This is a genomic window from Lentzea sp. NPDC059081 (assembly GCF_042738015.1).
GTDB lineage: Bacteria > Actinomycetota > Actinomycetes > Mycobacteriales > Pseudonocardiaceae > Lentzea.
This window is the reverse complement of sequence record NZ_JBHYGW010000004.1, coordinates 375,358-400,869: the sequence shown is the minus strand read 5'-3', so window position 1 is coordinate 400,869 and position 25,512 is coordinate 375,358. Positions and strand designations below refer to the sequence as shown.

Here is a 25,512-nt window from a genome sequence, read left to right as displayed (position 1 = left end):
CGAAAGACGGGCATCGTCCAAGGCGCGCCGTCCCAGCTTCCCGCCACCCGGCACCGTCCTCTGTCGGCGGCTCGACGGGAGCACTCCCTTCCGCGGTCCAGCGGCGCCGCCACCGCACCGGCGCCCGGCCTCTCACCCGCCGGCGAACCCTCGTCCGTCATCCCGCGCGACGGTCCGCCAGCCGCACCACGTTCGGCGCCCCCTCCACCCGCACCCGGCTGCTGGACGCCACCAGGTACCCGACCCCGCGCACGGTCTGGATCACGTCCGCGACGTCGCCGAGCTTCTGCCGCACCCGCCGCACGTGCACGTCGACCGTGCGGGCGCCGCTGTAGTCGTCGTCGATCCCCCACACCGCCGACAGCAGCTCACGGCGCCGGTGCACCCGGTCCGGGTGCTTGCACAGGTGCAGCAGCAGCTCGAACTCCAGCCGGGTCGTCTCGACGACCTCGTCGCGCAGCAGGACCTGTCTGGTGTGCGGCAGGATCCGGACCTCCGCTTCTGCCACGGGCTCCGCGGGCGACTGCACGAGGCCCACGTCCTTCATGGCCGCGAGCAGCCGTATGGCGGTCTCTTCGTTCTCGGTGTCGATGGTGATGCTGAACCGCATGGCTCGTCTCCTCGGTCAGGATTTCGGCAGGCCCTGGGGGTTGATCTCCGACGTGGGCACCGCCTCGTCGGACAGGCCCCAGCGCTTCAGCACCTCGGCGTACTTGCCGTTGGCGATGAGCTGGTTCAGGGCTTCCTGCACCGGGCCGACGAGCCCGCTGTCCTTCTTGGTGGTCGCGGCGATCTTGCCCTGGACGGTGGCGCCGCCGGAGAAGTTCCCGATCACCTCGGTCTGGCCGGACGTGGCCGCGTGGTAGGCGGAGGTGGGGTTCGGGCCGAGGTAGGCGTCGATGCGGCCGGACTGCAGCGCGAGGTAGTAGTCGGAGGCCTTCTGGTAGTACTTGATGTCGGTGGCGGCGAGACCGGCGGCGACGTTCTTCGTGCTCCAGTCGACGAGGATCTTCTCCTGGTTCGTGCCGGAGGACACCGCGATCACCTTGCCCGCGACGTCCTTGGGCTCCTTCACCTTCCAGCTGCCGCCCTTCTTCGCCTCGAACGCCAGCGTGTCGAGGCGGTAGGTGGCGAAGTCGTACTTCTCCTTGCGCGCCTCGGTGACGGTGATGTTCGACAGGCCGAGGTCGTAGGCCCCGCTGTCCAGGCCGACGAAGAGGTTCTCCCACGAGGAGACCTCGATCTTGGGCTTGAGGCCCAGCACGTCGGCGATCAGGGTCGCGATGTCGGCCTCGACGCCGATGACGGTCTTGTCGTCGGTGGCGTAGAAGCGCAGTGGTGGTGATGTGCCGGCGTCCCCGCCGATGCTGAGCTCGCCCTTGGATCTGAACTTCTCCGGAACCTTCGAGGCGATCTTGTCGTCCTTCGCGGCCGTCACGCGGTTCTGGTCGGGGCCGAGGTTGACGTTCAGGTTCGTGCCGCCGCTGGTGGACGGCTCGCTCTCGGCCGTCCCGCACGCGGCCAGGACCAGGGCGAGCGCGACGAGAAGTGTTTTGCGCACAACGGACTCCTTGCTAGAGGACCTTGGACAGGAACGCGCGGGTGCGGTCGTGGACGGGGTGGTCGAGCACGGCGGCCGGTGTTCCCTCTTCGACGATCACGCCCTGGTCGATGAACACGACCCGGTCGGCGACCTCGCGGGCGAAGCCGATCTCGTGCGTGACGACGACCATCGTGGTGCCGGACCGCGCGAGGTCGCGCATCACGTCCAGCACCTCGCCGACGAGCTCGGGGTCGAGCGCGGAGGTCGGTTCGTCGAACAGCACGACCTTCGGTCGCGTGGCGAGGGCTCTGGCGATCGCGACGCGTTGCTGCTGGCCGCCGGAGAGCTGTCGCGGGTAGGAGCCCGCCTTGTCCGCGAGGCCGACCCGGTCGAGGAACTCCCGCGCGGTGGCGAGGTCGGCGGCCTCCGCCACGTTCTCCAGCGCGGTGAGGTGCGGGAACAGGTTGAAGTTCTGGAAGACGAACCCGATGTCCTTGCGCTGCTTGAGGATCTCGCGTTCCTTGAGCTCGTGGAGCTTGTCGCCGCGGCGCCGGTAGCCGATCAGGTTGCCGTCGATCGTGATGAACCCGCGGTCGACCTTCTCCAGGTGGTTGATCGTGCGCAGCAACGTCGACTTGCCCGACCCGGACGGCCCGAGCACCACGACGACCTCGCCGGCCGCGACCTCCAGCGACACTCCGCGCAGCACCTCCAGCGAGCCGAAGCTCTTGTGCACGCCCAAAACCTCGATCATCCGCGCCTCGATCATCGGCGGTCTCCTCGCGCGAAGTAGCGCTCGACGTAGTGCTGGCCGATCGAGAGCAGGGTGGTCAGGATGATGTACCAGACGGTGGCGACCATGAGCAGCGCCACGACCCGCGCGTTGCGGCCGTAGATCACCTGCACCTGGTAGAACAGCTCGCCGATCGCCATCACGGACACGACCGAGGTGCCCTTGAAGAGGCTGATCACCTCGTTGGCCGCGTTGGGCAGGATCGAGCGCATCGCCTGCGGCAGAACGATTCTGCGGAACTGGCGGAACCGCGGGATGCCCAGTGAGGCCGCCGCTTCCAGCTGCCCGCGGTCGACCGAGATCACGCCGGACCGCACGATCTCCGCCGCGTACGCCGCCTGGTGCAGCGCGAGGCCGAGCACCGCGGCGCCCAGCGGGCTGATCAGCTCGATCGTCTCGAAGCTCACCAGCTCCGGCCCGAACGGGATGCCGAGACTCAGCCGCTGGTAGAGGTAGGAGATGTTGAACCAGAACAGCAGCTGCACGATCAGCGGGATCGAGCGGAACGCCCAGATGTAGGTCCAGCCCACCGCCTGCAGGAACGGGCTCTTCGACATCCGCACGACCGCGACCACGATGCCGAGCGCGAACCCGAGCCCGGTGCCCAGCACCGTGAGCAGGATGGTCGTGCCGACGGCGGTCAGGATCGACTGGGCGGTGAAGTAGCGGGCGAACGTGGGCCAGTCCCACGCGGGGTTCGTGACGAGCCCGTGGACGAACTGCACCGCCAGGACCAGCACGAACGCGACCCCGACCCAGCGCCACGGGTGCCGTGCCGGCACGACCTGCAACGAGGCCGGGTCATCATCGTCCTTTGTGGACACAAGCGTCAGCGTGCCGGGAGAGGCCATGGGGAGTCCTTGCTGCGGCGGGGAACGTGAGGCGAGCCGGACGAGAGATCAGCTCGTACAGTCGTTGTGGCAGCGGGAGGACAGGATGATCGTGGCGAAGACGGCCATCCTGTCCTCCCCTCCCTGCGCTCTTCCAGGAGAGCACTCACTCAACGACGCTCACGTTAAGTTCCGGCGAATCGGCTGGGCAAGGACGTCCACTTGCTGAACAACTATCGGAGTCCGAGATGCTCCCTCAGCGTCGGACCTGTGTAGTCCTCCCGGAACACACCGCGTTCCTGCAGCAACGGCACCACGGTGTCGGCGAACTCGTCGAGGCCGCCGGGCGTCACGTGCGGCACGAGGATGAACCCGTCCGCCGCGTCCTGCTGCACGAGGTCGTCGATCTGCGTCGCGACGGTGTCCGCCGAACCGATGAACGTCTGCCGCGCGCTCACGTCGATCACGAGGTCGCGGATGGAGAGGTTCTTGGCCGCGGCCTTCTCCCGCCACTCCCGCACGGTCGCGGCGGGGTCCTTGAACATCCGCACGCTCGCCCGTCCCTTGGCGATGGTGTTCTCCCCCGCGAGGGGCTCCACCTCGGGCAGCGGGCCGTCCGGGTCGTACGCGCTCAGGTCGCGGTTCCACACCTGTTCCAGGAACCGGATCGCGGTCGCGCCGCTGACCTGCTGCCGCCGCACGACCGCGGCCTTCTCCTGGGCGTCCGCGTCGGTGTCGCCGAGGACGAACGTGGCCGCGGGCAGCACCACCAGCTGGTCGGAGGTGCGGCCGTACTTCGCGAGCCTGCCCTTCACGTCGGCGTAGAACCTCTGCCCCGCCTCCAGCGTGCCGTGCCGGGAGAAGATCGCGTCGGCGGTGGCGGCGGCGAACTCGCGGCCCTCCTCGGAGTCGCCGGCCTGCAGGATCACCGGCCGGCCCTGCGGCGAGCGCGGGACGCCGAACGTGCCGCTGATGTCGAAGTGCTGGTCCTGGTGCGCGAACTCGCCGACGCCGGTGTCGAACAGCTTCCACGCCGTGCGCAGGAACGACTCGGCGCGCGTGTAGCGGTCCTCCTGCTTCAGGAACCCGCCGCGGCGGAAGTTCTCGCCGGTGAACGCGTCCCACGACGTGACGACGTTCCACGCGGCCCTGCCGTCCGACAGGTGGTCGAGCGAGGCGAACTGCCGGGCCACCTCGTACGGTTCGTTGAACGTCGAGTTGATCGTGCCGGCGAGCCCGAGCCGCTCGGTGACGGCGGCCAGTGCGGCGAGCACGGTGAACGTGTCCGGCCGGCCGACCACGTCCAGGTCGTAGATCTCGCCGCCCTGCTCGCGCAGCCGCAGTCCCTCGGCGAGGAAGAAGAAGTCGAACTTCGCCCGCTCGGCGGTCCGTGCCAAGTGGACGAACGAGTCGAACTCGATGTGGCTGCCCGCCTCCGGGTCGCTCCACACGGTCGTGTTGTTCACGCCGGGGAAGTGCGCGGCGAGGTGGATCTGCTTGGTCATCTCGCGCTCCTTCAGGCGAACTGGTTGGCGGGACGGGTGAGGCCGAGGTGGCCGCGCAACGTCGTGTGCTCGTATTCGGTGCGGAACACGCCAGCGCGTTGCAGCTCGGGGACGAGCACCCGGGTGATGTGCGCGAGATCGCCGTGCAGGCGGAAGCCCGCGAACCCCTCGGCGTGCCACGCGATCAGCTGGTCGACCGGCGTGGAGGCGTCGACGTCCCGGAAGACGAGCCCGCTGACCGAGGGTCGGTCGGAGAACACGATGTCCCCCACCGGTTCCGTCGCCGCGATCGGCGGATGGCCCTGCGGCGGGCGTGGCGTGATCGACGGCCCGCGCACGGAGAACCAGCGGCCCTCGAAGTCGATGTGGTGCAGCTTCTCGCGGTCTATGAACCGGCCGGTCGCCACGTCGCGGATCTCGGCGTCGTCCTCCCAGCTGTCCCACAGCCGGCGCAGCACCTCGGCGTAGTCGATGGCCTCGTCCCACAGGTCGGTGAGGTCGTCCCGACGCCCGAAGTGCCGTGCCACCGCCGGGTTCTCGGCGACCGTCAGCGCGACGCCGCCGCGGCCCTTGCTCACGTAGTCGAGCGTCGCGATCGCCTTGGACACGTGAAACGGCTCGGTGTGCGTCACCACTGCCGTGGGCACCAGCCCGATCCGCGAGGTCAACGGCGCGATCCGGGCAGCCGTGAGGACGGCGTCCAGTCCCGGCCGCCCGTCGAGCGAGTCGTCGAACGTGACGAAGTCGAGCTTGGCGTCCTCGGCCGCGCGCACCAGCCCGGCCCAGTGCTTCGCGCTGTACGCCTCGTCGCCGGTCGCCTGGAGCGCGACGGCCAGGTGCAGTCGTGAGCCCACCGGTCCCCCTCTCGTCGTTTTCCCCGCATTCTGTTGCGGGCGCGGGGGTCGGCGCTGGGGCGGCCACTGGGTGGGAAACCTTGGCTCGGCGGGAATATTCAGCCGGGTCGCCGACGCAGCGCCCTGGCCACGACGTCGTGGACCGCCGTGTCATCGGGCGCCCGGTTCTCCATCAACAGCGGCAGGTCGTCGACGCCGACCCACGCGAAGCGCGGGTGCTTGTCCCACTCCAGGACCGGCCGGCTCAGGTCGCCGTCGACCTCGACGACGAAGTCGGCCGAGTGGCGGACGATCCCGTCACCCGCGTCCCACGCGGACGTGCCGAGGTCGTGGACCACCCGGCGCAACGCCCAGCCCGTCTCCTCGGCGATCTCGCGGCGCAGCGCCCGCACCACGGTCTCGCCGTCCTCGACATGACCGCCCACGACGTCCCAGGTGCTGGGGAACAACCTCCGCCCGGGCCCGCGGAACTGGACGAACGCGCGCCCGTCCGCGTCGAGGACCACCGCCCCGACCACCCACACCTCGTCCGGCGCCATGTCCGGCAGGCGCACCCCCGGCCCGATGATCTCCTCGTCCACCGGCCGATCCTCGCACCCGCCGCGCCGGTCTTGCCTTCACGCGCACGTCAAGGTTTAGCGTTCGGTCATGAGGATCGGCGAACTGGCCAAGCGGGCCGGCACCACCACCCGTGCGCTGCGGTTCTACGAGTCCGAGGGACTGCTGGAGGCCGGGCGCGCGGCCAACGGCTACCGCGAGTACGGCGAGCACGACCTGCGGCTGGTGCGGGAGATCCAGTCGTTGCAGGCCGTCGGGCTGTCGTTGGAGGACACCCGGCCGTTCGTGGCGTGCCTGCGGGCGGGGCACTCCTCCGGCGACTCGTGTCCCGACTCGCGGGAGGTCTACCGGCGCAAGCTCGCCGAGGTGGACGCCTGCCTGGACCGGCTCACCGCGGTCCGGGAGTTCCTGCTGGCCAGACTCGCCTTCCAAGACCCGTGCCTCGTGGCCGACCCTGAGGAGTTCCCGTGCAGCTGACCGACGCCACCTTCGCCGAGAGCACCCGGACCGGGACCGTGCTCGTCGAGTTCTGGGCGCAGTGGTGCGGGCCGTGCCACATGCTCTCGCCGGTGCTCGACGAGATCGGCCGCGAACGCGCCGACCTGACGGTGCTCAAGATCAACGCGGACGAGAACACCGCCACCGCCCGCGACTACCAGGTCATGTCCCTGCCGACGATGCTGCTGTTCCGCGACGGCGTGCCGATCCGGCAGATCGTGGGAGCGCGGCCCAAGTCCCGGTTGCTGGCGGAACTGGATGACGCGCTGAGTGCGTGAGCCGCTTATCTTTTAGCCCATGCTCGGTCTTGAACTGGTCGTGGTGCTGGGCGTCTGCATCCTGGCGAGCAGCGTCGCGTCGGGGCGGTTGCGCGTGGCCGCCCCGGTGCTGCTCGTGGTGTGCGGCGCGCTGCTCGGCTTCGTGCCCGCCCTGGAGGAGGTCAGCCTCCCGCCGGAGGCGATGCTGCTGATCTTCCTCCCCGCCCTGCTGTACTGGGAGAGTCTCAACACGTCGTTGCGGGAGATCCGCAGCAACCTGCGCCCGATCGTGCTGCTCAGCACGCTGCTCGTCCTCGCCACCGCCGCGGCCGTCGCCGCCGTGGCCCACGCCCTGGGCCTCGACTGGGGTCCGGCCTGGGTGCTCGGCGCGGCGCTGGCCCCCACCGACGCGACCGCCGTCTCGGCGATCGCGCGGGGCATGCCGCGCCGCACCACCACGATCCTGCGCGCCGAGTCGCTGATCAACGACGGCACCGCGCTCGTGATCTACGCGATCGCCGTCTCGATCACGATCGGCGAGGCGGAGTTCAGCACCGGCATGGTCGGGCTGCGGCTGCTGCTCTCCTACGCGGGCGGCGCCGCGGCGGGACTCGTGGTGGCCTGGCTGGCCGTGCAGGTCCGCAAGCGCCTCGACAACCCGCTGCACGAGACGGTCGTCAGCATCCTGACCCCGTTCGCCGCGTTCCTGCTCGCCGAGACGATCCACGGCTCCGGCGTGATCGCCGTGGTGACCTGCGGTCTCGCCCTGGCCCGCGTCGGCCCGCGCCTCATCCGCGCCGACACCCGGCAGGTCAGCTACGCGTTCTGGGGCATCGCCACGTTCCTGCTCAACGGCGCCCTGTTCGTCCTCATCGGACTCCAGGCCCACAGCGCGCTGCGCTCGCTGGACGGCTCCGAGACGCTCGCGACGTTCGGCGCCATCGGCCTGGTGGCGCTGGCCGTGGCAGGCACCCGGCTGCTCTGGAGCTACACCACGCCGTACATCATCCGCGCCCTGGACCGCCGTCCCCAGCAACGGCTTCGCCGCGTCGGCGCCCGCCAGCGCCTGGTGACCTCGGCCGCCGGCTTCCGCGGCGCGGTGTCGCTGGCGGCGGCGCTGGCCGTGCCCGAGACCGTCGTGGGCGGCGGCCCGTTCCCGTTCCGCGAGGAGATCGTCCTCATCACGTCGGGCGTGGTCCTGGTGACCCTGGTCGTCCAGTCGATCATGCTGCCGTCGATCATCCGCCTCTCCCGGCTGCCCGAGGACACGGCGCTCGACGAGGAGCTGCACCTCGCCCAGACGACGGCGTCCGAGGAGGCCTACGAGGCCCTGCCCGCGATCGCCGACCGCGTCGGGGTGTCCGACGTCGTCTACAAGCGGGTGCTGGCCGAGTACGAGCACCACAGGGAGGTCGTGCGGGGCAAGGCCGCGGGCGACGAGGAGATCGCGCAGGCCGAGCTCGAGTACGCGGCGCTGCGGCTGGAGCTGATCGCGCACAAGCGGGCGACCGTGGTGCGGTTGCGGGACGAGGAGGCGATCGACGACATCGTGCTGCGGACGATCCAGCGGAAGCTGGACGTGGAGGAGGTGCGGTTGTCCCGGCGCGAGGTCGACGATGAGTGACACGCCCCGGGACCATGCGCTGGGCACTGTGGCCGACCACCTCGCGTCCGTGCGGCTCGGCCATCCGGAGCGGGTGGCGGTGAACGGCTTCCACCACCCCGCTCGGGCCCGGCGCTACCACGCCGCGAGCCGCCGGTACCTCGACGAGGTCGGACCGGCCGGCCGCGCTACCGTCGTCCTCGACAACACCGACCTCGCGCACCCGTCACCGACCCGCTTGGACCGATCGGTCCACTATGGGTAACCTCGGCTCATGCCGCGACCACGCCAGTTCGACGAGGAACGCGTGCTCTCGGCCGTGCGGGCGGCGTTCTGGGACAAGGGGTACGCGGGCACGTCGCTCGAAGACCTGATGTCGGCCAGCGGCCTCGGCAAGGGCAGCCTGTACGGGGCGTTCGGCGACAAGCAGAGCCTGTTCCTGCGCGTGCTGCGCGAGTACGACGAGGCCAACGACCGCATGTTGCGCGCGTGGCTGGAGAAGGCCGACCGCGGTGTCGACGTGGTCCGCGAGTTCGTCCTCGGCTCGTTCCGCGACCCCAGTGGCGAACACGCCCGCCGCGGTTGCCTGCTCGCCAACACCGCGATGGAGCTGTCGGCGAGCACCGCCGAGGTGGCGGCGGAGGCACGGCGCAGCTACGCGGCGACCTCCGCCGTGCTGGCGGAGGCCGTCAAACGGGCGCAACGCGAAGGCGACATCGCGGCCCGGCTCGACCCCGACCTCACCGCCAGGGCCGTGCTGGCCGGGCAGCTCGGACTGGTCGTGCTCGGCCGCATCGGCCAGGACCCGGCCGTCCTGTCGACGATGGCCGAGGCCCTGCTCGCCGGACTTATTCCCGCGAACTGAGCACCGTGACGCTTCCCACCGGTTCTTGACCGGTCGGTCCACATGCGAGTGTTATGGACCAATCAGTCAACAACCAGGAGGGCAAGCCGTGAACGTGCTCAAGGACAAGGTCGCGGTCGTGACCGGGGGCAACTCGGGGATCGGGCTGGCGATCGCGCGGGCCTACAGGGCCGAGGGTGCGCGGGTGTTCATCACCGGACGGCGGCAGGCGCAGCTCGACGAGGCCGAGGCCGAGCTCGGTCCCGAAGTCACCGGAGTCCGTGCCGACGTGGGCAAGCTCGACGACCTCGACCGGCTCTACGCGACGGTCGCCGAGCGGGCGGGCCGGATCGACGTCCTGGTCGCCAACGCCGGGATCGGGAGCATCGAACCACTGGGCGAGATCACCGAGGAGCAGTTCGACGCCCTGTTCACCACCAACGTCAAGGGCTCGCTGTTCACCGTGCAGAAGGCGTTGCCGCTGCTCGCACCGGGCGCGTCGATCATCCTCACCGGATCGACGGCGGGCACGCGGCCCGAGCCGTTCATGCCGGCGTACGGGGCGACCAAGGCCGCGATCCGCAACCTGGTCCGCGGCTTCGCCCACGGCGCGGGCAAGGGGCAGTACCGGATCAACGTGCTCTCCCCCGGCGCCACTCGCACGCAGAAGCTGCTCGACCTGCTCCCGACCGACGCGCTCGAAGGTGCCGACGCGACGATCCCGCTCGGTCGCATGGCGGAGCCGGAGGAGATCGCGGCGGCGGCCGTCTTCCTCGCCTCGGACGCGTCGAGCTACGTCAACGGCGCCGACCTCGCCGTGGACGGCGGCTACGCTCAGGTCTGATGTCGTTGCCGGGTGGCTGGATCAACGCGGTGGTGCGGGTCGGCGGGACCGTCCGCAGGCCACGACACGCGCGCTCGTCCTACGTGCACGAGCTGCTCCGCCACCTCGGCGACTGGCCCGGCGCCCCTCTGTTCCTCGGCGTCGACGCCGAGGGTCGTGAGGTCCTGAGCTTCGTCGACGGCGAAGCGGCCTGGAGGGACGAGGCGTTCGCGAGGACGGACGCGAACCTGGCGGAGGTGGCCGCGCTCGCCCGTCGGATGCACGACCTGACGGAGGGCACCGACCTCGCCGCGGGCGGTTCGGTGGTGTGCCACAACGACTTGGCGCCCAAGAACACCGTCTACCGCGACGGGAGTCCGGTGGCGTTCGTCGACTGGGACCTGGCCGCCCCCGGCGAACGTGTGCACGACCTCGCACACATCTGCTGGCAGTACCCGGACCTGGGCCGCACGACGGTCGACGTGACCGAGGCGGCCGGGATGATCGGCGTGATCTGCGACGGTTACGGGTTCGCCGACCGCGGCGAGGTCGTCGACACCGTGCTCTGGTGGCAGGACCGCTGCCGCCGCGGCATCGAGACCGGTGCCGCGGCGGGCGACCCGGCCATGGTCGGGCTGCGGGACCACGGCGTGCCCGCCGCCATCGGTGCCGCGCGCGACTGGGTGCGCGAGCACCGGCGCCGGCTCAGCTGACCAGCGACAACCCGCGGCGCACCGGCTCGGGGGTCGTGATCTCGGCCGACGGGATCTCGACCTCCTCGCCGCCGATCTCGCGGGTGATCCACGCCCCGGACTCGACCATCACCTTCAACGTCCGGGTGTCCATCGCGTTGATCCGGCCGTAGTACCACTCGTCGGTGGCGAGCGAGCCCATCCGGTCGCCGAGGCGCTTCTTGACCTCCAGGACGCGCTGGTACAGCGTCTTCACCAGCGCGGTGCGGTCGTACGGTCCCACGAGGCCCTCGCGGATGCGGTCCTCGATGCCGCGCGGGGTGCCCTCGGAGTCGGGCATCAGCATGGTCGTCCAGGCGCGCGACTTCTCGCGGTACTGCAGCTGCTGCATGATCCCCTCGTGCTGCGCGAAGTCGGCGGCGCGGAAAGCCTTGCCGCGCCAGCGCTTCTGCAGGTTCACGGCGAGCGACAGCGCGCTCTTCAGACCCGTGTTCAGGCCGCGGCCGGGCCAGAAGTGCAGCGAGTTGGCCGCGTCGCCGAGCAGGAACCCGAACGTCGAGGGCGCGAGCTGGGCGGTGAACTTCGACATCTGCTGCATGCCCAGCGTGAACGAGTTGATCGCCACGACATCGGCCACACCAACGCCGAAGAACCGCAGGCCGTCGAGGATCCGCGGCCACAGGAACGACAGCCGGTCGACGGACGGCTTGAACACCGCGCGGTGCCGGTCGCACACGAACCGGCCGTTGTCGGGACGCATCGCGCACCCGAACTTGCCGATGCACGACACCGGCCCGCTCTCGCCGAGCGCCACGATCTCCGAGGCCTCCTCGGCGGTCAGGCGCATGTTGATGAAGCCACCGCCGAGCGAGTTGAACAGGAACCTGTTCTGCCCCACCGTCAACGGCACGGTGTGCTCGTCAGGAACCTTCGCCGTGACGCGGATTCCGAGCACCCGCTCGTCGAGCGGCGAACCGTCCACGGAGAACAGTTCCCGGCTCGGCGTGCCGAAGTGGTCCTTCAACGAGTCGCGGGTGGCGGAACGGGCGCCGTCCGCGATGGCCAGCACGTGCAGACCGTCCCAGCGCGCCGGCTTCTCGTACGCGGCGGGCACGACCTCGATGCCGTAGACGTCCTGCGCCATGTCGAGCAGGCAGTCCTCGATCCAGCGGATCTTGATGTTGCGCGGACGCCCCTTCGACGCGGGCGAGTCCGGCCCCAGCGGCCACATCTCGGAGAACTTGCCGGGCGTGAAGAGCCGCTGCTGCACGGCCTCGGGAAGCGCCGCCCACACGTTGGACTGCCACGTCACGACCTGCTCGCGCCGGTTGTTGCCCTCGGCGGTGCCGCGCCACACGACGCGGTTGCCCCGGCGCATCCACCGGCGGTCGTGCACGCGGATCGCGACCTGGTCCCCCAGCAACGACTTCAGCGTGCACGCGTAGGCCAGCCCGACCGGCCCGCCACCCGCGACGTCCACCCGCAGCGGCTCGCTCCGGCGCAGCGGCACGACCTTGCTGCCCTGCTTGGGCAGCATCACCGTCGGGCCACAGCGGCCGATCAGCACCGTCTTCTCGTCAGCCATGGCCCGTCCCCTCGGTTCCCGTTCGTTCGGCGGGTACACGTGAGGGGACGGCGGCTGGTTCAACGGTTCGCGAGGAAATTTTCCCAGGCGGCCGTGGAGAAGGTCAGAACGCCGCCGGAGGGGTTCTTCGAGTCGCGGACGAGGGCATCGCCGGCCAGCGACACCTCGACGCAGTTGTCGTCTTCGGTCGCACCGCTGTAACTGCTCTTACGCCATGCGCGTTCCTGCGTCATCGAGGTCCTCTCGCGGTCGGCCAGCGTACTCAGCCAGCTTGCTCCGCGATTGTTCCTCATCCAAGGCGACCTCGGCCAAACGATCGAACAGCAGCCGGGTCCGTGCGATCGCGCCCGGATCCTGCACGAACACCTTCGCCAGGTCGGTGGACGTGAACGCGATCGGCAACGCCTTCTCGTACTCCCACAGCACGCAACTGCTCGCCACCAACGCCGCATCCGCCGGGACGACCCGAATCCTGAACTGCCGGAAGAGCAGCCGCGCGTACTGCTCCGCCATGACCCGGTCATCACCGACCCGCGTCCGCAGCGCGTGCTCGTGGACGTAGAACAGGCAGTCCGGCCGGTCGTGCCGCCTCAGGATGGCCTGCCGATCCATCCTGAACTGCACCACTGCCGGGATCCGCTCCTCCGCGACGTACCCGCCCATCCGGTACAGCCCCTTGGCGTACTCGGGCGTCTGCACCAGCCCGGGCATCGCCTGCGCGTCATAGCTCGTGATCGTCGCGGCTGTCGCTTCCGCCATCGCGAGCGTCCGCAGGTTGTCCGACACCTGCACGATGTACTCCTCGAACGCGTACCGGTACCGGCGTTTGAAGTCCTCGAAGAAGTCGATGTCCTTGCCGCACATGGACAGGTACTGCACGAGGTCGATCTCGCTGGCGCGGTACTTGCCGGTCTCGATCGTCGAGAGCTTGCTCGGGTCCCAGCCGAGCCGCACGGACAGCGCGGCGCCCGTCAGTTCCGTGCAGGTCTCGCGCAGTCGCCGCAGCTCGTCGCCCAGGTCCCGGCTGTAGGCGGTGGAGGGGGTGGTCGTGGCCATTCCTCGACGCTAGGGCTTGCTGAAAAAGCAAAAGGTGCACAACCGGGTGAAAAACGGGCGCTGTGATCTCCAGCGGTGATCTTCAGCGCACTCCCAGGAAACTCGCAGCCGGGCCACAGACTCGGGGACGACGATCCCGGTCCATGACGCGACGTCGCAGATCCCTGGTGATCAACGGGCTGCTGGTGGTGGTGCTCCTCGGTGCCGGGGTGGCCGGTTATCTGGTGTTCTTCGGTTCCTCCGGCAACGCCCAGCCCACCGCCGCCCGCACCGCCGCTGCCGCCAACCGGGACGTCAGCGAGGTGGTGACGGCATCGGGCACGGTGCAGAGCTCGTTCAGCGCCGCGGCGTCGTTCGGGGCGGCCGGCACGGTCACCGAGATCGACGTCAAGGTCGGCGACGCCGTCACCAAGGGCCAGCCGCTCGCGAAGCTCGACCCGACGCAGGCGCAGCTGCAGGTCGACATCGCGCAGGGCAACCTCGACGCGGCGCTGGCCAAGGGCACCGGCACGACGGCGTTGCTGACGGCGTACCGGCAGGCGCAGCTCGCGCTCCAGCAGGCCGAGGACACCCTGAACGCCACCACGCTCACCGCGCCGGGCGACGGCACGATCACGTCGGTCACCGGGTCGGTCGGCCAGAAGGTCGGTGCCTCGAACAGCGCGTCCACCAGCACGAGCACGACCTCGGCCACGCCGTCCGGGTTCGTCGTCGTCACCGACCTGAAGAACCTGGTGCTCAAGGCCAACGTGTCCGAGTCCGACGTCAGCAAGCTCAAGGGCGACCAGGCCGCGACCGTCACGGTCAACGCGATGCAGTCGACGCCGATCCAGGCCAAGGTCGCGCAGGTCGACCTCACGCCCACGACGGCGAACAACGTCGTGCAGTACGGCGTGACGCTGACGTTGACCCAGCCGCCGGACGGGTTGCGGCCCGGCCAGTCGGCGAGCGTCGAGATCACCGTCGCCGGGGCCACCAACGTCCTCGCCGTGCCCGCCGCGGCCGTGCAGACCGTCAGCGGCACCAGCACCGTCCAGGTGGTGGAGAACGGCGCGGAGACCCGCAAGACCGTCGAGGTCGGGGTGCGCGGCGACCAGTACGTGGAGATCAAGTCCGGGCTGAGCGTCGGCGAGGAGGTCGTGCTGCCGCCGGTGACGACGTCGACCAACCAGAACCAGAACCGGCAGCAGCAGGGCGGGACCTTCCCCGGCACCGGTGGCGGCCAGCGCAACGGCGGCGGGTTCACCGGGACCGGTCGATGAGCCCCGTCATCGAGGTCCGCGACCTCCGCAAGACCTACGGGTCCGGCGACACCGCCGTGCACGCGTTGCGAGGCCTCGACCTCACCGTCGAGAAGGGCGAGTACATCGCCATCATGGGCGCGTCGGGCTCCGGCAAGTCGACGCTGCTCAACATCCTCGGCTGTCTCGACGTGCCGACGTCCGGCGAGTACCTGCTGGACGGGATCGACACGGGCGAGTTCGACGAGGAGCAGCTCTCGTTGCTGCGCAACAGGAAGATCGGTTTCGTCTTCCAGTCCTTCAACCTGGTGCCGCGCACTACGGCACTCGCCAACGTCGAACTCCCGCTGGTGTACGCGGGAGTTCGACGTGCACAACGTCGCGAGCGCGCGTTGGCCGCGCTCGATCTGGTCGGTCTCAAGGACCGCACGCACCACCGGCCCAACGAACTGTCGGGCGGCCAGCAGCAACGGGTCGCGATCGCGCGGGCTCTCGTGACGTCCCCGGCGATCGTGCTGGCGGACGAGCCGACGGGAAACCTCGACACGGACTCCAGCCGTGAGGTGATGGGCATCCTCGACCGGCTCAGCGCCAGCGGGCGCACGGTCGTGCTGATCACGCACGAGGACGAGGTCGCCGCCCACGCCATGCGGACCGTGCGCGTGGTGGACGGAACGGTGGCGGGGGTGCTGGTGTGAGGCTCTTCGAGATCGCCGCCTTCGCCGTGCGCGGCCTGACGGCGAACAAGATGCGGTCCGGGCTCACGACGCTGGGCATCCTGATCGGTGTCGCGTCGGTGATCCTGCTGATCGCGGTCGGCAACGGCGCGTCGAGCGCGGTGCAGCAGAGCATCGCCGGGCTCGGCACGAACATCCTGACGATCAGCCCGCAGCGCGCCCAGCCCGGCGGCACGGCGAAGCCGCTGACCACGGCGGACGCGGCGGCGCTGGTCGGCCAGGACTCCCCCGACGTCAAGTACGCGTCACCGGTGGTCTCGGCGCAGGCGACGGCCGGGTACGGCGACACGACGCACGACATCGGGCAGTTCATCGGCTCCGACCCGAACTACTTCACCACCACGAACAGCTCGGTCGCGCAGGGGAACCTGTTCTCCGCCAACGACGTCGAGCAGGCGCGCAAGGTCGTGGTGATCGGCTCGACCGTGGCCGCGGACCTCTTCCCCGGCACCGACCCGGTCGGGAAGGCCATGCTGGTCAACAACATCCCGTTCACCGTCGTGGGAGTGCTGGCGGCCAAGGGGTCCAGCGGGTTGCAGGACGCGGACGACCTGGCCGTGGCGCCGTTGACGACGACGCAGAACGCGTTGACCGGCTACGGCAGCCTGACCCAGATCGTCGTGCAGGCGCAGTCGGCGGACGCGTTGCCGAACGCGCAGGCCCAGGTGACGACGATCCTCAACGGCCGGCACAAGATCACGAACACCGCCGACTACCGCATCCTCAGCCAGGACCAGCTGCTCACCGCGCGCACCGCGACGACCGAGACGTTCACCGTGCTGCTGGCGTCGGTGGCGGCTATCTCGTTGCTGGTGGGCGGGATCGGCATCACGAACATCATGCTGGTCACGGTCACCGAGCGGATCCGCGAGATCGGCATCCGCAAGGCCGTGGGCGCGCCGCGGTCGTCGATCCTCGGCCAGTTCCTGATCGAGGCGACGCTGCTGAGCCTGTTCGGCGGTGCGCTGGGGGTCGCCGCGGGGATGGTCGGCAGCCAGTTCACCATCGCCGGCATCCAGCCCGTGGTCGTGCCGTCGTCGGTGCTGCTCGCGTTCGCGGTGTCGGCGTTGATCGGCCTGTTCTTCGGCAGCTACCCGGCTTCCCGCGCGGCCAAGCTGCGCCCCATCGAAGCCCTCCGGCACGAATAAGGAGCTCCTGACGTGACCAACCCACTCGACCAGCCGCTCGAGAACGACCTCTCGGCGCAGCTCAAGGAACGCAAGGCGGGGTTCGGCAAGACCACGGTCATCCTCGGTGTCGCCGTGCTGGCGATCGTCGCGTTCGTCGGCGGGGTGTTCGTGCAGAAGTCCTTCGGCTCCACGCAGACCCCGGCCCGCCAGAACGCCGCCGGACGCCAGTTCCCCGGCGGCAACGGCACACCGCCCTCCGGCGCCCAGCAGCGGCCCAACGGCGGCAACTTCGGCGGGCGCGGCACCGTCGGCACGATCGACCACGTCGACGGCACGACCGTGTACGTGAAGACGCAGAACGGCAAGGTCGTCAAGGTGACCACCTCGGACTCGACGAAGGTGGAGGTCACGTCCGAGGGCAAGCTCACCGACCTCAAGGACGGGCAGCAGGTCGTCGTGCAGGGCCAGGCGGGCCAGGACGGCACCGTGACCGGGCAGACGATCACCCAGCGGCCGACGACCGGCTGATGCAGGATTCCCGGGTGGAACGCGGCCGGTTGCTCGTCGTCGAGGACGAACCCAGCATCCGCGAGCTGCTGTGCGCGAGCCTGCGGTTCGCGGGGTTCGCCGTGTCCAGCGCGGCGACCGGCGGCGAGGCGCTGGCCGCGGCCCGCTCCGACACCCCGGACCTGGTGCTGCTGGACGTGATGCTGCCCGACCGGGACGGGTTCGAGGTGGTGCGGCGGCTGCGGTCGGACGGCGTGCGGGTGCCGGTGCTGTACCTGACGGCGCGCGACGGCACGGAGGACCGCATCACCGGGCTGACGGTCGGCGGCGACGGGTACATCACCAAGCCGTTCAGCCTGGAGGAGGTCATCGCGCGGGTGACGGCGGTGCTGCGGCGCACCCTGCCCGGCCGGTCCGACAGCGAGCTGCTGACGTGCGGCGACCTGTCGCTGGACGTGGAGAGTCACGTGGTGCGGCGCGGGTCGCGGGTGGTGGAGCTGTCGCCGACGGAGTTCCGGTTGCTGCACTACCTGATGCGCAACAGCGGGCGGGTGCTGTCGAAGGCGCAGATCCTCGACCAGGTGTGGTCGCACGACTTCGACGGCGACGCCGGGGTGGTCGAGTCGTACATCTCCTACCTGCGGCGCAAGGTGGACACGGCCGAGTCCCGGTTGATCCACACCGTGCGCGGGATCGGGTACATGATCCGCCCATGACGTTGCGCGTGCGGCTGGTGGTCGTGCTCGTGGCCCTGGTGGCCGCGGGCCTGGTCGGCACGTGGCTGATCGGGTCCAAGGTGATGGAGAACTACCTGCTGCATCAGCTCGACGCCCGGCTGGACCGCGCGGTGTCGCTGCCGAGGTCGTTGCCGGTACGGGACAACATGGTGCTGCGCGACGAGTCCGGGGTGCTCGCCGGGACGCCGATCGCGGGGCTGCCGGCGTTCGGGTCCCTCACCCCCGGCGAGCACGTGACCATCGGGTCGTTGCGGGTCGTGATGCGGTCGCTCGACGGCGACGAGCTGGTCGCGGCGGTGGACCAGTCGGAGGTCGACCGGGCGGTGGACGACCTGCGGCTGGCGTTCCTGCTGATCAGCCTGGGCGCGTTGATCCTGGTCGGGATGGCCGGGTACGCGCTGGTCAGAGCCTCGACGCGGGCGTTGGAGGAGGTCGAGCAGGTCGCCGGGGAGATCGCGGCCGGTGATCTCTCCCGACGGGTGCCGGTGCGGCGGCCGGGTTCCGAGGTGGGGCGGCTCGCGTCGGCGTTGAACACGATGCTGGGGCAGATCGAGCAGTCGTTCGCGGCGCGGGTGCGGTCGGAGGGCCGGATGCGGCAGTTCGTGGCGGACGCGTCGCACGAGCTGCGCACGCCGTTGACGTCGATCCGGGGCTATGCGGAGCTTTATCGGCAGGGCGCGGCCACTGACGCCGCCGAGGTGCTGAAGCGGATCGAGGACCACGCTTCGCGGATGGGGTTGCTGGTCGACGACCTGTTGCAGCTGGCGCGGCTCGACTCCGAGCAGCCGCTCGTGCTGTCCACTGTGGACCTGGTCGTGCCGGTCAACGACGCCGTGGTCGAGGCACGGTTGCGGGATCCTTCGCGCGTGGTGTCGGTGGAGCTGCCCGCCGGGCCCGTGGTGGTGCAGGCGGACGAGGCGCGGGTGCGGCAGGTGCTGACGAACCTGGTCGACAACGCTTTGCTCCACACTCCGGCCGGGTCGCCGATCGAGGTACGGCTGTCCGACGAGGGGTTCTCGGTGACCGACCACGGTCCGGGGATGACCGCCGAGCAGGCCGCGCGGGTGTTCGAGCGGTTCTACCGGGTCGATCCGGCGCGCGGACCCGGCGGGACGGGGCTGGGGCTCGCGATCGTGGCGGCGCTGGTCGCGGCGCACGGGTGGCGGATCGAGCTGGACACCGCGCCGGGTGAGGGCGCGGTGTTCCGGGTGGCGCTGGGGCCGTGACCGGTCGGGCCAGGCTCGTTCGTAGTGCTCAGCGCTGGGACGCGCTGTCGCCGGCGCTGGACCAGTCCTGCCGGACCAGCTGGTCCAGCAAGGCCATCTCGGCCCGGCCCGGCGACCGGCGCACGCCCGCGACCACCGGTTCCGAGAGGACGGGCCGGAGCGGGCGGGTCAGGTGCGCGCAGCCGTCGGGGATCGCGGAGGACGGCGCGACCGTGACGCCGAGTCCCTCCGCGGCGAGCCGCACCGCGGTGGAGATCTGGGTGGCCCTGCCGACCGTGCGCGGGGCGAGGCCGCGGTCGGCGAGCAGGCGCGCCAGGTGCTCGTCGAGCTTGCTGGTGCGGCGGTAGCGCACCCATCCCTCGGCCGCCAGGTCCTCCAGGAGCAGCGGCTCGTCCCGGCGCAGGAGCGGGTGGCCGTCCGGCAGCACGGCGACGTAGGACTCCCTGCCCAGCGGGTGGACGTCGAAGAGGCATCCCGGCGGGACCTCGTGCACCAGCACCAGGTCGAGCGTGCCCTGGCGGGCGAGCCGCTCCATCTCCGCCGGGTCGGGCTCCTCGTGGATCGTCACCTCCAGCCGGGGATGACGGCGGCGCAGCTCGCCGAGCGCACGCGGCAGCCGGTGGGTCCCGAGGCCCAGGTAGGCGGCGATGACCAGCTCTCCCGTGAGGTCCGCGTCGGCGGAGCGGGCGGCGGTGAGCGCGCGCCGGGACGCGGTGGTGGCGATCTCCGCCTCCGCCAGGAAGGCCCGGCCTGCCGCCGTCGGCGCCATTCCCTGCGGGGTGCGCGTGAACAGGCGCACCCCCACCTGCTTCTCCAGGGTGCCGATCTGCTGGGACAACGACGGCTGCGCGATCCCCAGCCGTTCGGCCGCCGCGGTGATGCTGCCCTCTTCGGCCACCGTCAGGGCGTACTCGTACTGCCGCAAGTTCACCGGATGCCGCCTCGCTACATAGAAACCTTCTATGCAAATCATAGCAGTCGACTCTTTGCGTCTATATCGGTGTCGTGCGTACCTTCTGAATCGCACGAATCATGCGAGGAAAACGGAGAACCGATGCGTCTCGCCGACAAAGTCGCTCTGGTCACGGGCGGCGGAGCAGGTCTCGGCCTGGCAATTGCCGAGAAATTCGCGGCCGAAGGTGCCCACGTCTACATCACGGGCCGCCGGAAGGAGGTTCTCGAAGAAGCCGCGGCTTCTATCGGAGAAGGAGTCACGACCGTGGTCGCGGACTCCACGTCGCCGAGCGATCTCGACGAGCTCGCCGAGACCATCAGGAGCCGGAGCGGGCGGCTCGACGTGCTCGTCGCCAACGCGGGCATGATCGAGCGGGCCGATTTCGGCGCGGTGACGGAGGACCACTTCGACCGCACGTTCGACCTCAACGCCCGCGGCACGCTGTTCACCGTCCAGACGCTCCTGCCGCTCATGCCGGCCACCGGCTCGATCGTCCTGGTCAGTTCCATCCAGGGGTTCAAGGGACTGCCCGGATCGAGCGCCTACAGCGCGGCGAAGGCGGCGGTGCGCTCCTACGCGCGCGTGTGGGCAGCCGAGTTCGGCGGCAGAGGTCTGCGGGTCAACGTGCTCACCCCGGGGCCGTTCGACACCGCCATCATCGACGGGCAGGCCGAGTACTTCGGGCAGGACCCGGCGGCGCTGCGCGCCCAAATGGCCACGCACGTCCCCCTGGGCCGCCTCGGACGTCCCGAGGAGCTCGCCGGCGCGGCACTGTTCCTGGCGTCGGACGAAAGCAGTTTCATGACCGGCGCGGAACTCTGCGTCGACGGAGGAATGGCCCAGGTGTAGTTCCGCGAACAATGTCAGGCGCTTTCGAAGGCCTGGGGACGTGACCGGTCGGGCCAGGCCCGTTCGTAGTTCTCGTCGGGGAAGTCGCTCGGGCTGTCCCCGGCGGCGTGGGCGCGCTGGATCTCCTCGGCGTAGCGCTCGTTGCGGGCGCACCAGGGCGCGGCCGGGATGTACAGGACGTTGCTCCAGCCCTGCTGGTCCTCGACGGGCGCGACGCTGTGGATCATGTCGCAGTGCCACCAGACGGAGTCGCCGGCGCGGATGTCCGGGATGCCGCTGAGCGCCTGCGTCAGCAGCTCGTGGTACTTGGTGCTGACCGGGAAGACCTGGTTGACGGTCACGCCGCACATGTCGTCGTCCGGGACGTCGTCGAGCAGCGGGCGCAGCATCAGGTACGCCATGGCACCGGGGATCGGGACGGTGTGCAGGACGCCCTGGTCGCGCTTCATGTCCGACAGCGCCGTCCAGCCCTGGAAGGTGCGGAACACCGAGCACATGGTGGTGCCGGGGTACTGCGGGCCGGTGGTGCGGTGGGCGGCGTCCCAGGGGTCGTACTGCTCCGGCGTGCCGTCGAACAGGTGCCGGAACGCCTGCTGGTACTCGGCCGTCATCCACAGGTCGAGCGTGCCGGGGTCGAGGTGGGTGCCGAGCCCGTTGGAGCTCGCGCCGGGCGGGCGGCGGCGGATGCGGTCCGGGTAGTGGACGTCGCGGTCGGGGTCGAACCAGCCGTCGCTCTTCCAGACGCTGTTCAGGAACCGCTGCACGGTGGCCATGCGTTCGTGCTTGCGCGCCTCGTCCTGCGCGGGTGACCAGTAGATCGGGTAGATCTCGGGCTTCGAGCCGACGCTGCCGAAGAAGTCGTCGCCGGGGCCGCGGTAGTCCTCGAAGAAGTGGTTGCCCTCGACGTAGTCCACAATGGACTTGTCCCACTTCACGGCCTGCTCGTGGTCGAAGTGGTTCCGCACGACCAGGCAGCCGCGCCTCGTCAGCTCGTCCGTCGGGGCGGTGCCGGCTTCGATGTCGGCGTAGTCGAGGACCGGCCAGACGTCGTTGCCGCGCGCCCGGATGTCGTCGACCTCGCGCTGGATCCGCTCCTCGACGACGGCGAACACCTCCTCGACGCTCCGTCCGGACGCCTCGATGTTCGCGCGGATCGCCTGCTTCACCTCCCGCACGGCTTTCGGCAGGTCAGCGGGCGTGGTCTCCCAGTTCGGCAGCACGTCGACTCCTTCCAGTAAGGCCTCCTAACTTGGAACTGTAAGCGTGTCGCCCCGTTCTGGGCAAGGCCCCTAACTAGAATGGCGGCCGTGACCCGGCCGTCCCAGGAGCTGCTGCGCTCGATCTCCGACGAGCACGTGCTGCGCTCGTTGATGTCCGCCCGGCGCCTGACCAGGGCCGAGCTGGCGGTGGAGACGGGCCTGTCGAAGCCGACCGTGAGCGAGAGCGTCCGCCGCCTGGTCTCGTCCGGCCTGGTCGCCGACACCGGCGAACGCACCCCCGGCGGCCGCGGCAAGGGACGCGTCGGCTCGTTCTACGGCCTGGCCGAGGACGTGGGCGTCGGGCTGGTGATCACGATCGCGCCCGACGGCGTGACGGCTCTCGTCGTCGACGCGTACGGGGACGAGGTCTCGCGGACGCACCGCGCGATCTCCGGACCTGGTGACGTGGCGTCGGTCCTGCCGTCGGTCGCCGAGGAAACCGTTGCCGGACACCACGTCCGGCTGTGCACGGTGAGCGCGGCCGACCCGGTTGACCGGCGAACCGGCCGGCTCGTGCACCTGCCGGACTCGCCGTTCCTGGTGGGCGATCTCGACCCGGTGGCGGTGCTGTCGCCGTGGGTGCGCGGCCCGGTGGTCGTCGACAACGACGTGAACTGGGCGGCGCAGGCCGAGCACGCGTTCCTGGGCGTCGCCGACTTCGCCTACCTGTACCTGGCCGAGGGACTGGGGTGCGCGGTCGTGTCCGACGGCGAGGTGCGGCGCGGGCATTCGGGGCTGGCCGGGGAGATCTCGCACCTGATCACGACCGGGCCGTCGGGCGCGGTGCCGTTCATCGAGGTGTTCGGCGAACTGGGACTGCGACAGTCCGGCACCACGGCGATCGACGTCTCACGGTTGCTGCGCGCGGACTCCGGCGTGCTGGCGCGGGCGGTCGGCGGGGTGGTCATGGGGCTCGTGACGCTCGCGGACCCCGAGGTCGTGGTGGTCGGCGGGTCGTGGGGGCCGGCGTTGCTGGACGCGATCCGCGCGGAGTGTTCTTCGTTGCCGCGTCAGGTTTCCGTGGTGGCGGCGTCGGTGGCGGAACCGTCGTTGGTGGGAGCGCGAGCGGCCGCCCTCGACAGGCTGAGGGCGGCGCTCGTGGAGGCCTCGCGTTAGGCGGGCATGCAGGCGTACTCCTCGATCCGGGTGATCAGCCCGTCCTCGAACCGGAAGTACACGGCGGCGTCCAGCCGGAACTGCCCGCCGTCCTTCATCGCGACGTTCACGACGTGCTGCTGCAACACCTCGCCGGGCTGGTCGAACTGCCGCGTGATGTCGTAGCGCATCGACTCGATCGGCTCGATCTGCGCGGCCATGCCGGCGATGTTCTCCTGGATCGTCGAGTCGCCCTTGCCGTCGTTGTGCCAGACGGTGGCGGTCTCGGCGCACATCGCCCGCGCTGCGGACCACTCCCGGTTCTCGAGGTGGCGGAGGTAGCCGGCGGCCTTGGCCTTGAGGTCGTACATGAGCGCGCGTTCTCCTGCTTCGACTCGCATCGGGAGGTGGTTTCCGGGTGGGGACAGCGGACAGGTGAAGACCGACGGCGACACGTGGTGGTGCGAGAGGGTCGCCTGGTTGAAGTCGACGGTGATCTTGGTGCCGGGGTCGGCCAGCGGCAGGTTCAGCCAGCGGCCGATGTCCGGCGTCCCGCTGCCGTTGGTCTCGTCCGTGAAGATGACGAGTCGTTGGTCCGGCATGGTTTCCACGACCGCGAGCACGTGTTCGGTGCCGTTGATCGTGACGACCAGGTCGACGGGGGCCTGGACGGGTTCGGTGTGGCGGGGTGACGTCAGGTGTTCGACGTCGATGCTGCGCTCGGGTGCGGCGCGGATCTCGCCCTCGAAGACCCAGCTCGGGTCGTGGGGGTAGGTGTCGATGCCCGTGAGGCCGGAGCGGTCCAGCGCCTGGTGGTCCATGACGACCACGCCGTAGAAGCCGTCGGCGCCGCCCGCGAAGGCCACGCGTCCGTCCGGCAGGTGCAGGGCGCCGTCGACCTCGGTGGTGACGCCGTCGATGGTGTGCCGGAGGGCGCCCTGGCCGTCGACGTGCCACTCCCCCGGGATCCCGGTCAGGGTCTGCGGTTCGGGGCCGGCGACCTTGCCCCTGGCGACGATGGTCGCCTTGCCGTTCGGTCCGGCGATCTCGGCCCATCGGGCCTCGCGGAACTCGTCGTGGTTCATTTCCCGCCTTCCCGACGCGCCAGAACCACCTGCAGGCCGTTGTCGCGGAGGGTGCGGTCCGCCGCCACGGTGAAGCCGGCCTCGGTCAGCATCGGAGCCCAGTCGCCACCGTGCAGCCCGTCGTGCACGGCCTTCTCCACGAGGAGGACCACGCCACCGGGTGCCAGCACGTCGTGGATCTTGCGCAGGACCTGGCCGGGGTCGGCCAGGTGGTGCAGCGAGCCGGACGCCCACAGGAGGTCCGCGGTGCCGAGATCCGGCCAGCCGGCGTCGAGGTCGGCCTGGACCGTGCGGACGCGATCGGCGAGTCCCAGCTCGCACGCCCGGTCGTGGAGGCGCTGGAGGTCTTCGACCGAGACGTCGACGGCGGTGACCCGCGCTTCCGGGAACCGGCTCAGCAGGGCGAACGTGCCCGCGCCCGCACCGGCGCCCAGGTCGACGACGTGGCGGGGGCCGGGCTCGGCGGAGGTGTGCTCGGCCAGCAGCGCCGTGTACAGATCGGAGTGCACCGGGCGGTGCCCGTGCCCATGACCGTGGCCGTGGCCATGTCCGTGTTCGCTCATGGGCCCAACGTAGGTCGGCCGTGCGCCAGGTGCACGGTCACTTGCGCGTTCGGCAAGACGGTCGCCCGGCCCGGTGCCGTCCGCGCAAGATCAGCTCTTCTTGTCGGCGTTGTGGCCGCGCCGTGCCTCCCGGTCGAAGATGCCGAGGATCTCGCACGGCCCGCCCGCGGTGCCGATGGCGTGCGGCAGCATCGTCGGGAACTCCGCCGCCTGGTTGGTCTCCACGCGGAACCGCCGGTTGCCCAGCAGCAGCACCGCGACCCCGGACAGCACGACGAGCCACTCCCGCCCGGAGTGCGCGCGCAGGGACGCGGGGTTGTCGGGCGGCGGGGTCGTCATCCGCTGGCGCATGACGGTCATGCCGGGCTCGGCCCTGATCGGCCAGCGCATCGTGGCGTGGCCGCTGTCGATCATCGGGCTGACGATCACGTCGTCGGTGTCGGTCTCGACGAGCTGGTCGAGCGTGGTGTCCAGGGCCCGTGCCAGGGTGACGAGCTGGTCCAGGGCGAGGCGGCGCTGGCCGTTCTCGATGCGGCTGAGCGACGACGGGCTCAGCCGCGCGCGGGTCGCCAGCTCGTCCAGCGACCAGCCCTGCGCCACCCGCAACGCGCGGATGCGCTTGCGCACGAGGCTGTCCAGATCGCCATCTTCTTGCGTCATGCGCACGATCGTATGCCTCATCCGCAA

Annotated in this window: 30 protein-coding genes; 15 read left to right on the top strand and 15 right to left on the bottom strand. The window is 70.3% G+C overall.

Going from position 1 to position 25,512, the window contains the following annotated elements:
* Positions 1–157: 157 nt before the first annotated feature.
* The 7 genes from ACFWV3_RS12390 to ACFWV3_RS12360 all read right to left on the bottom strand — a co-directional run bounded on the left by ACFWV3_RS12390 (position 158) and on the right by ACFWV3_RS12360 (position 6,106).
* Entirely contained in the window at positions 158–610 is a 453-nt protein-coding gene (locus ACFWV3_RS12390) for a winged helix-turn-helix domain-containing protein (protein WP_382411174.1), read from the bottom strand.
* Positions 611–625: 15 nt separating this feature from the next.
* A complete protein-coding gene (locus ACFWV3_RS12385; RefSeq protein ID WP_382411173.1) occupies positions 626–1,561 on the bottom strand; it encodes an ABC transporter substrate-binding protein in 936 nt (311 codons plus the stop codon).
* Between the two features lie 13 nt (positions 1,562–1,574).
* On the bottom strand, positions 1,575–2,312 hold the full coding sequence (locus tag ACFWV3_RS12380) for an amino acid ABC transporter ATP-binding protein (RefSeq protein WP_382411172.1): 738 nt from the start codon (positions 2,310–2,312) through the stop codon (positions 1,575–1,577).
* Positions 2,309–3,160 (bottom strand): amino acid ABC transporter permease, encoded by an 852-nt coding sequence (locus ACFWV3_RS12375; protein ID WP_382411171.1) that lies wholly within the window; start codon positions 3,158–3,160, stop codon positions 2,309–2,311. Before ACFWV3_RS12375 ends, ACFWV3_RS12380 begins: the two co-directional genes overlap by 4 nt.
* Positions 3,161–3,399: 239 nt before the next feature.
* The gene (locus ACFWV3_RS12370) at positions 3,400–4,671 is read right to left on the bottom strand and encodes an LLM class flavin-dependent oxidoreductase (protein WP_382411170.1); all 1,272 of its coding nucleotides are present in this window, start codon (positions 4,669–4,671) and stop codon (positions 3,400–3,402) included.
* 11 nt (positions 4,672–4,682) lie between these two features.
* Positions 4,683–5,525, bottom strand: coding sequence for an LLM class flavin-dependent oxidoreductase (locus ACFWV3_RS12365; protein WP_382411169.1), 843 nt, complete (start codon positions 5,523–5,525; stop codon positions 4,683–4,685).
* Between the two features lie 98 nt (positions 5,526–5,623).
* Positions 5,624–6,106, bottom strand: a complete 483-nt coding sequence (locus ACFWV3_RS12360) for an NUDIX hydrolase (protein WP_382411168.1) — start codon at positions 6,104–6,106, stop codon at positions 5,624–5,626.
* 67 nt (positions 6,107–6,173) lie between these two features.
* Here ACFWV3_RS12360 and ACFWV3_RS12355 point away from each other — a divergent pair, with 67 nt between their 5' ends.
* The 7 genes from ACFWV3_RS12355 to ACFWV3_RS12325 all read left to right on the top strand — a co-directional run bounded on the left by ACFWV3_RS12355 (position 6,174) and on the right by ACFWV3_RS12325 (position 10,821).
* Positions 6,174–6,560: a MerR family transcriptional regulator gene (locus ACFWV3_RS12355; protein WP_382411167.1), complete on the top strand. Its 387-nt coding sequence runs from the start codon at positions 6,174–6,176 to the stop codon at positions 6,558–6,560.
* On the top strand, positions 6,551–6,859 hold the full coding sequence (trxA, locus tag ACFWV3_RS12350) for a thioredoxin (RefSeq protein WP_382411166.1): 309 nt from the start codon (positions 6,551–6,553) through the stop codon (positions 6,857–6,859). The genes ACFWV3_RS12355 and trxA overlap by 10 nt, the downstream gene beginning before the upstream one ends.
* A 19-nt stretch (positions 6,860–6,878) precedes the next feature.
* Positions 6,879–8,462 carry a Na+/H+ antiporter gene (locus ACFWV3_RS12345; protein WP_382411165.1) on the top strand — a complete coding sequence of 528 codons (1,584 nt, stop codon included), beginning with the start codon at positions 6,879–6,881 and terminating at the stop codon, positions 8,460–8,462.
* Positions 8,455–8,706 (top strand): hypothetical protein, encoded by a 252-nt coding sequence (locus ACFWV3_RS12340; RefSeq protein WP_382411164.1) that lies wholly within the window; start codon positions 8,455–8,457, stop codon positions 8,704–8,706. The genes ACFWV3_RS12345 and ACFWV3_RS12340 overlap by 8 nt, the downstream gene beginning before the upstream one ends.
* A 9-nt stretch (positions 8,707–8,715) precedes the next feature.
* Entirely contained in the window at positions 8,716–9,306 is a 591-nt protein-coding gene (locus ACFWV3_RS12335) for a TetR/AcrR family transcriptional regulator (RefSeq protein ID WP_382411163.1), read from the top strand.
* Between the two features lie 88 nt (positions 9,307–9,394).
* Entirely contained in the window at positions 9,395–10,129 is a 735-nt protein-coding gene (locus tag ACFWV3_RS12330) for an SDR family NAD(P)-dependent oxidoreductase (protein WP_382411162.1), read from the top strand.
* Entirely contained in the window at positions 10,129–10,821 is a 693-nt protein-coding gene (locus tag ACFWV3_RS12325; RefSeq protein ID WP_382411161.1) for a phosphotransferase, read from the top strand. The genes ACFWV3_RS12330 and ACFWV3_RS12325 overlap by 1 nt, the downstream gene beginning before the upstream one ends.
* Here the strand turns inward: ACFWV3_RS12325 and ACFWV3_RS12320 are convergent.
* Genes ACFWV3_RS12320 through ACFWV3_RS12310 form a run of 3 tightly spaced genes read right to left on the bottom strand, consistent with a single transcriptional unit; the run spans position 10,814 to position 13,441 of the window.
* On the bottom strand, positions 10,814–12,385 hold the full coding sequence (locus ACFWV3_RS12320; RefSeq protein WP_382411160.1) for a hypothetical protein: 1,572 nt from the start codon (positions 12,383–12,385) through the stop codon (positions 10,814–10,816). The two genes, ACFWV3_RS12325 and ACFWV3_RS12320, sit on opposite strands and share 8 nt — an antisense overlap.
* Positions 12,386–12,444: 59 nt before the next feature.
* Complete coding sequence (locus tag ACFWV3_RS12315; RefSeq protein WP_382411159.1) at positions 12,445–12,618, bottom strand: DUF397 domain-containing protein; 174 nt, start codon at positions 12,616–12,618, stop codon at positions 12,445–12,447.
* Complete coding sequence (locus tag ACFWV3_RS12310; protein ID WP_382411158.1) at positions 12,593–13,441, bottom strand: helix-turn-helix domain-containing protein; 849 nt, start codon at positions 13,439–13,441, stop codon at positions 12,593–12,595. The genes ACFWV3_RS12315 and ACFWV3_RS12310 overlap by 26 nt, the downstream gene beginning before the upstream one ends.
* 143 nt (positions 13,442–13,584) lie before the next feature.
* Here ACFWV3_RS12310 and ACFWV3_RS12305 point away from each other — a divergent pair, with 143 nt between their 5' ends.
* The 6 genes from ACFWV3_RS12305 to ACFWV3_RS12280 are packed head-to-tail and all read left to right on the top strand — an operon-like array spanning position 13,585 to position 19,019.
* The gene (locus ACFWV3_RS12305) at positions 13,585–14,703 is read left to right on the top strand and encodes an efflux RND transporter periplasmic adaptor subunit (RefSeq protein ID WP_382411157.1); all 1,119 of its coding nucleotides are present in this window, start codon (positions 13,585–13,587) and stop codon (positions 14,701–14,703) included.
* Positions 14,700–15,380 carry an ABC transporter ATP-binding protein gene (locus tag ACFWV3_RS12300; RefSeq protein ID WP_382411156.1) on the top strand — a complete coding sequence of 227 codons (681 nt, stop codon included), beginning with the start codon at positions 14,700–14,702 and terminating at the stop codon, positions 15,378–15,380. Before ACFWV3_RS12305 ends, ACFWV3_RS12300 begins: the two co-directional genes overlap by 4 nt.
* Complete coding sequence (locus ACFWV3_RS12295) at positions 15,377–16,567, top strand: ABC transporter permease (protein ID WP_382411155.1); 1,191 nt, start codon at positions 15,377–15,379, stop codon at positions 16,565–16,567. The genes ACFWV3_RS12300 and ACFWV3_RS12295 overlap by 4 nt, the downstream gene beginning before the upstream one ends.
* Before the next feature lie 12 nt (positions 16,568–16,579).
* Positions 16,580–17,077, top strand: a complete 498-nt coding sequence (locus ACFWV3_RS12290) for a hypothetical protein (protein ID WP_382411154.1) — start codon at positions 16,580–16,582, stop codon at positions 17,075–17,077.
* Positions 17,077–17,772, top strand: a complete 696-nt coding sequence (locus ACFWV3_RS12285) for a response regulator transcription factor (RefSeq protein WP_382411153.1) — start codon at positions 17,077–17,079, stop codon at positions 17,770–17,772. The genes ACFWV3_RS12290 and ACFWV3_RS12285 overlap by 1 nt, the downstream gene beginning before the upstream one ends.
* Positions 17,769–19,019: a sensor histidine kinase gene (locus tag ACFWV3_RS12280; protein WP_382411152.1), complete on the top strand. Its 1,251-nt coding sequence runs from the start codon at positions 17,769–17,771 to the stop codon at positions 19,017–19,019. Before ACFWV3_RS12285 ends, ACFWV3_RS12280 begins: the two co-directional genes overlap by 4 nt.
* Positions 19,020–19,047: 28 nt before the next feature.
* Here ACFWV3_RS12280 and ACFWV3_RS12275 read toward each other — a convergent pair whose 3' ends face one another.
* Positions 19,048–19,950, bottom strand: a complete 903-nt coding sequence (locus ACFWV3_RS12275; protein WP_382411151.1) for a LysR family transcriptional regulator — start codon at positions 19,948–19,950, stop codon at positions 19,048–19,050.
* 123 nt (positions 19,951–20,073) lie between these two features.
* Here ACFWV3_RS12275 and ACFWV3_RS12270 point away from each other — a divergent pair, with 123 nt between their 5' ends.
* A complete protein-coding gene (locus tag ACFWV3_RS12270; RefSeq protein WP_382411150.1) occupies positions 20,074–20,823 on the top strand; it encodes an SDR family NAD(P)-dependent oxidoreductase in 750 nt (249 codons plus the stop codon).
* 14 nt (positions 20,824–20,837) lie between these two features.
* Here ACFWV3_RS12270 and ACFWV3_RS12265 read toward each other — a convergent pair whose 3' ends face one another.
* Positions 20,838–22,043, bottom strand: a complete 1,206-nt coding sequence (locus tag ACFWV3_RS12265; protein ID WP_382411149.1) for a YbiU family protein — start codon at positions 22,041–22,043, stop codon at positions 20,838–20,840.
* Positions 22,044–22,130: 87 nt separating this feature from the next.
* Between ACFWV3_RS12265 and ACFWV3_RS12260 the strand changes: the two genes are divergently transcribed.
* Positions 22,131–23,198 carry an ROK family transcriptional regulator gene (locus ACFWV3_RS12260; RefSeq protein WP_382411148.1) on the top strand — a complete coding sequence of 356 codons (1,068 nt, stop codon included), beginning with the start codon at positions 22,131–22,133 and terminating at the stop codon, positions 23,196–23,198.
* On the opposite strand, the gene ACFWV3_RS12255 is transcribed toward ACFWV3_RS12260, so the two are convergent.
* The 3 genes from ACFWV3_RS12255 to ACFWV3_RS12245 form a co-directional block, all read right to left on the bottom strand.
* Positions 23,195–24,262 (bottom strand): DUF1684 domain-containing protein, encoded by a 1,068-nt coding sequence (locus ACFWV3_RS12255; protein WP_382411147.1) that lies wholly within the window; start codon positions 24,260–24,262, stop codon positions 23,195–23,197. The genes ACFWV3_RS12260 and ACFWV3_RS12255 overlap by 4 nt on opposite strands.
* Positions 24,259–24,825 carry a class I SAM-dependent methyltransferase gene (locus ACFWV3_RS12250; RefSeq protein ID WP_382411146.1) on the bottom strand — a complete coding sequence of 189 codons (567 nt, stop codon included), beginning with the start codon at positions 24,823–24,825 and terminating at the stop codon, positions 24,259–24,261. Before ACFWV3_RS12250 ends, ACFWV3_RS12255 begins: the two co-directional genes overlap by 4 nt.
* Positions 24,826–24,915: 90 nt before the next feature.
* Positions 24,916–25,485, bottom strand: a complete 570-nt coding sequence (locus ACFWV3_RS12245; protein WP_382411145.1) for a helix-turn-helix domain-containing protein — start codon at positions 25,483–25,485, stop codon at positions 24,916–24,918.
* Between the last annotated feature and the right edge of the window lie 27 nt (positions 25,486–25,512).

Coding starts and splice junctions, on each gene's coding strand:
- ACFWV3_RS12390 (WP_382411174.1), bottom strand. CDS start 610: ATGCGGTTCAGCATCACCATCGACACCGAGAACGAAGAGACCGCCATA.
- ACFWV3_RS12380 (WP_382411172.1), bottom strand. CDS start 2,312: ATGATCGAGGCGCGGATGATCGAGGTTTTGGGCGTGCACAAGAGCTTC.
- ACFWV3_RS12370 (WP_382411170.1), bottom strand. CDS start 4,671: ATGACCAAGCAGATCCACCTCGCCGCGCACTTCCCCGGCGTGAACAAC.
- ACFWV3_RS12355 (WP_382411167.1), top strand. CDS start 6,174: ATGAGGATCGGCGAACTGGCCAAGCGGGCCGGCACCACCACCCGTGCG.
- ACFWV3_RS12345 (WP_382411165.1), top strand. CDS start 6,879: ATGCTCGGTCTTGAACTGGTCGTGGTGCTGGGCGTCTGCATCCTGGCG.
- ACFWV3_RS12340 (WP_382411164.1), top strand. CDS start 8,455: ATGAGTGACACGCCCCGGGACCATGCGCTGGGCACTGTGGCCGACCAC.
- ACFWV3_RS12335 (WP_382411163.1), top strand. CDS start 8,716: ATGCCGCGACCACGCCAGTTCGACGAGGAACGCGTGCTCTCGGCCGTG.
- ACFWV3_RS12325 (WP_382411161.1), top strand. CDS start 10,129: ATGTCGTTGCCGGGTGGCTGGATCAACGCGGTGGTGCGGGTCGGCGGG.
- ACFWV3_RS12320 (WP_382411160.1), bottom strand. CDS start 12,385: ATGGCTGACGAGAAGACGGTGCTGATCGGCCGCTGTGGCCCGACGGTG.
- ACFWV3_RS12315 (WP_382411159.1), bottom strand. CDS start 12,618: ATGACGCAGGAACGCGCATGGCGTAAGAGCAGTTACAGCGGTGCGACC.
- ACFWV3_RS12310 (WP_382411158.1), bottom strand. CDS start 13,441: ATGGCCACGACCACCCCCTCCACCGCCTACAGCCGGGACCTGGGCGAC.
- ACFWV3_RS12305 (WP_382411157.1), top strand. CDS start 13,585: ATGACGCGACGTCGCAGATCCCTGGTGATCAACGGGCTGCTGGTGGTG.
- ACFWV3_RS12300 (WP_382411156.1), top strand. CDS start 14,700: ATGAGCCCCGTCATCGAGGTCCGCGACCTCCGCAAGACCTACGGGTCC.
- ACFWV3_RS12285 (WP_382411153.1), top strand. CDS start 17,077: ATGCAGGATTCCCGGGTGGAACGCGGCCGGTTGCTCGTCGTCGAGGAC.
- ACFWV3_RS12280 (WP_382411152.1), top strand. CDS start 17,769: ATGACGTTGCGCGTGCGGCTGGTGGTCGTGCTCGTGGCCCTGGTGGCC.
- ACFWV3_RS12270 (WP_382411150.1), top strand. CDS start 20,074: ATGCGTCTCGCCGACAAAGTCGCTCTGGTCACGGGCGGCGGAGCAGGT.
- ACFWV3_RS12255 (WP_382411147.1), bottom strand. CDS start 24,262: ATGAACCACGACGAGTTCCGCGAGGCCCGATGGGCCGAGATCGCCGGA.
- ACFWV3_RS12250 (WP_382411146.1), bottom strand. CDS start 24,825: ATGAGCGAACACGGACATGGCCACGGCCACGGTCATGGGCACGGGCAC.
- ACFWV3_RS12245 (WP_382411145.1), bottom strand. CDS start 25,485: ATGACGCAAGAAGATGGCGATCTGGACAGCCTCGTGCGCAAGCGCATC.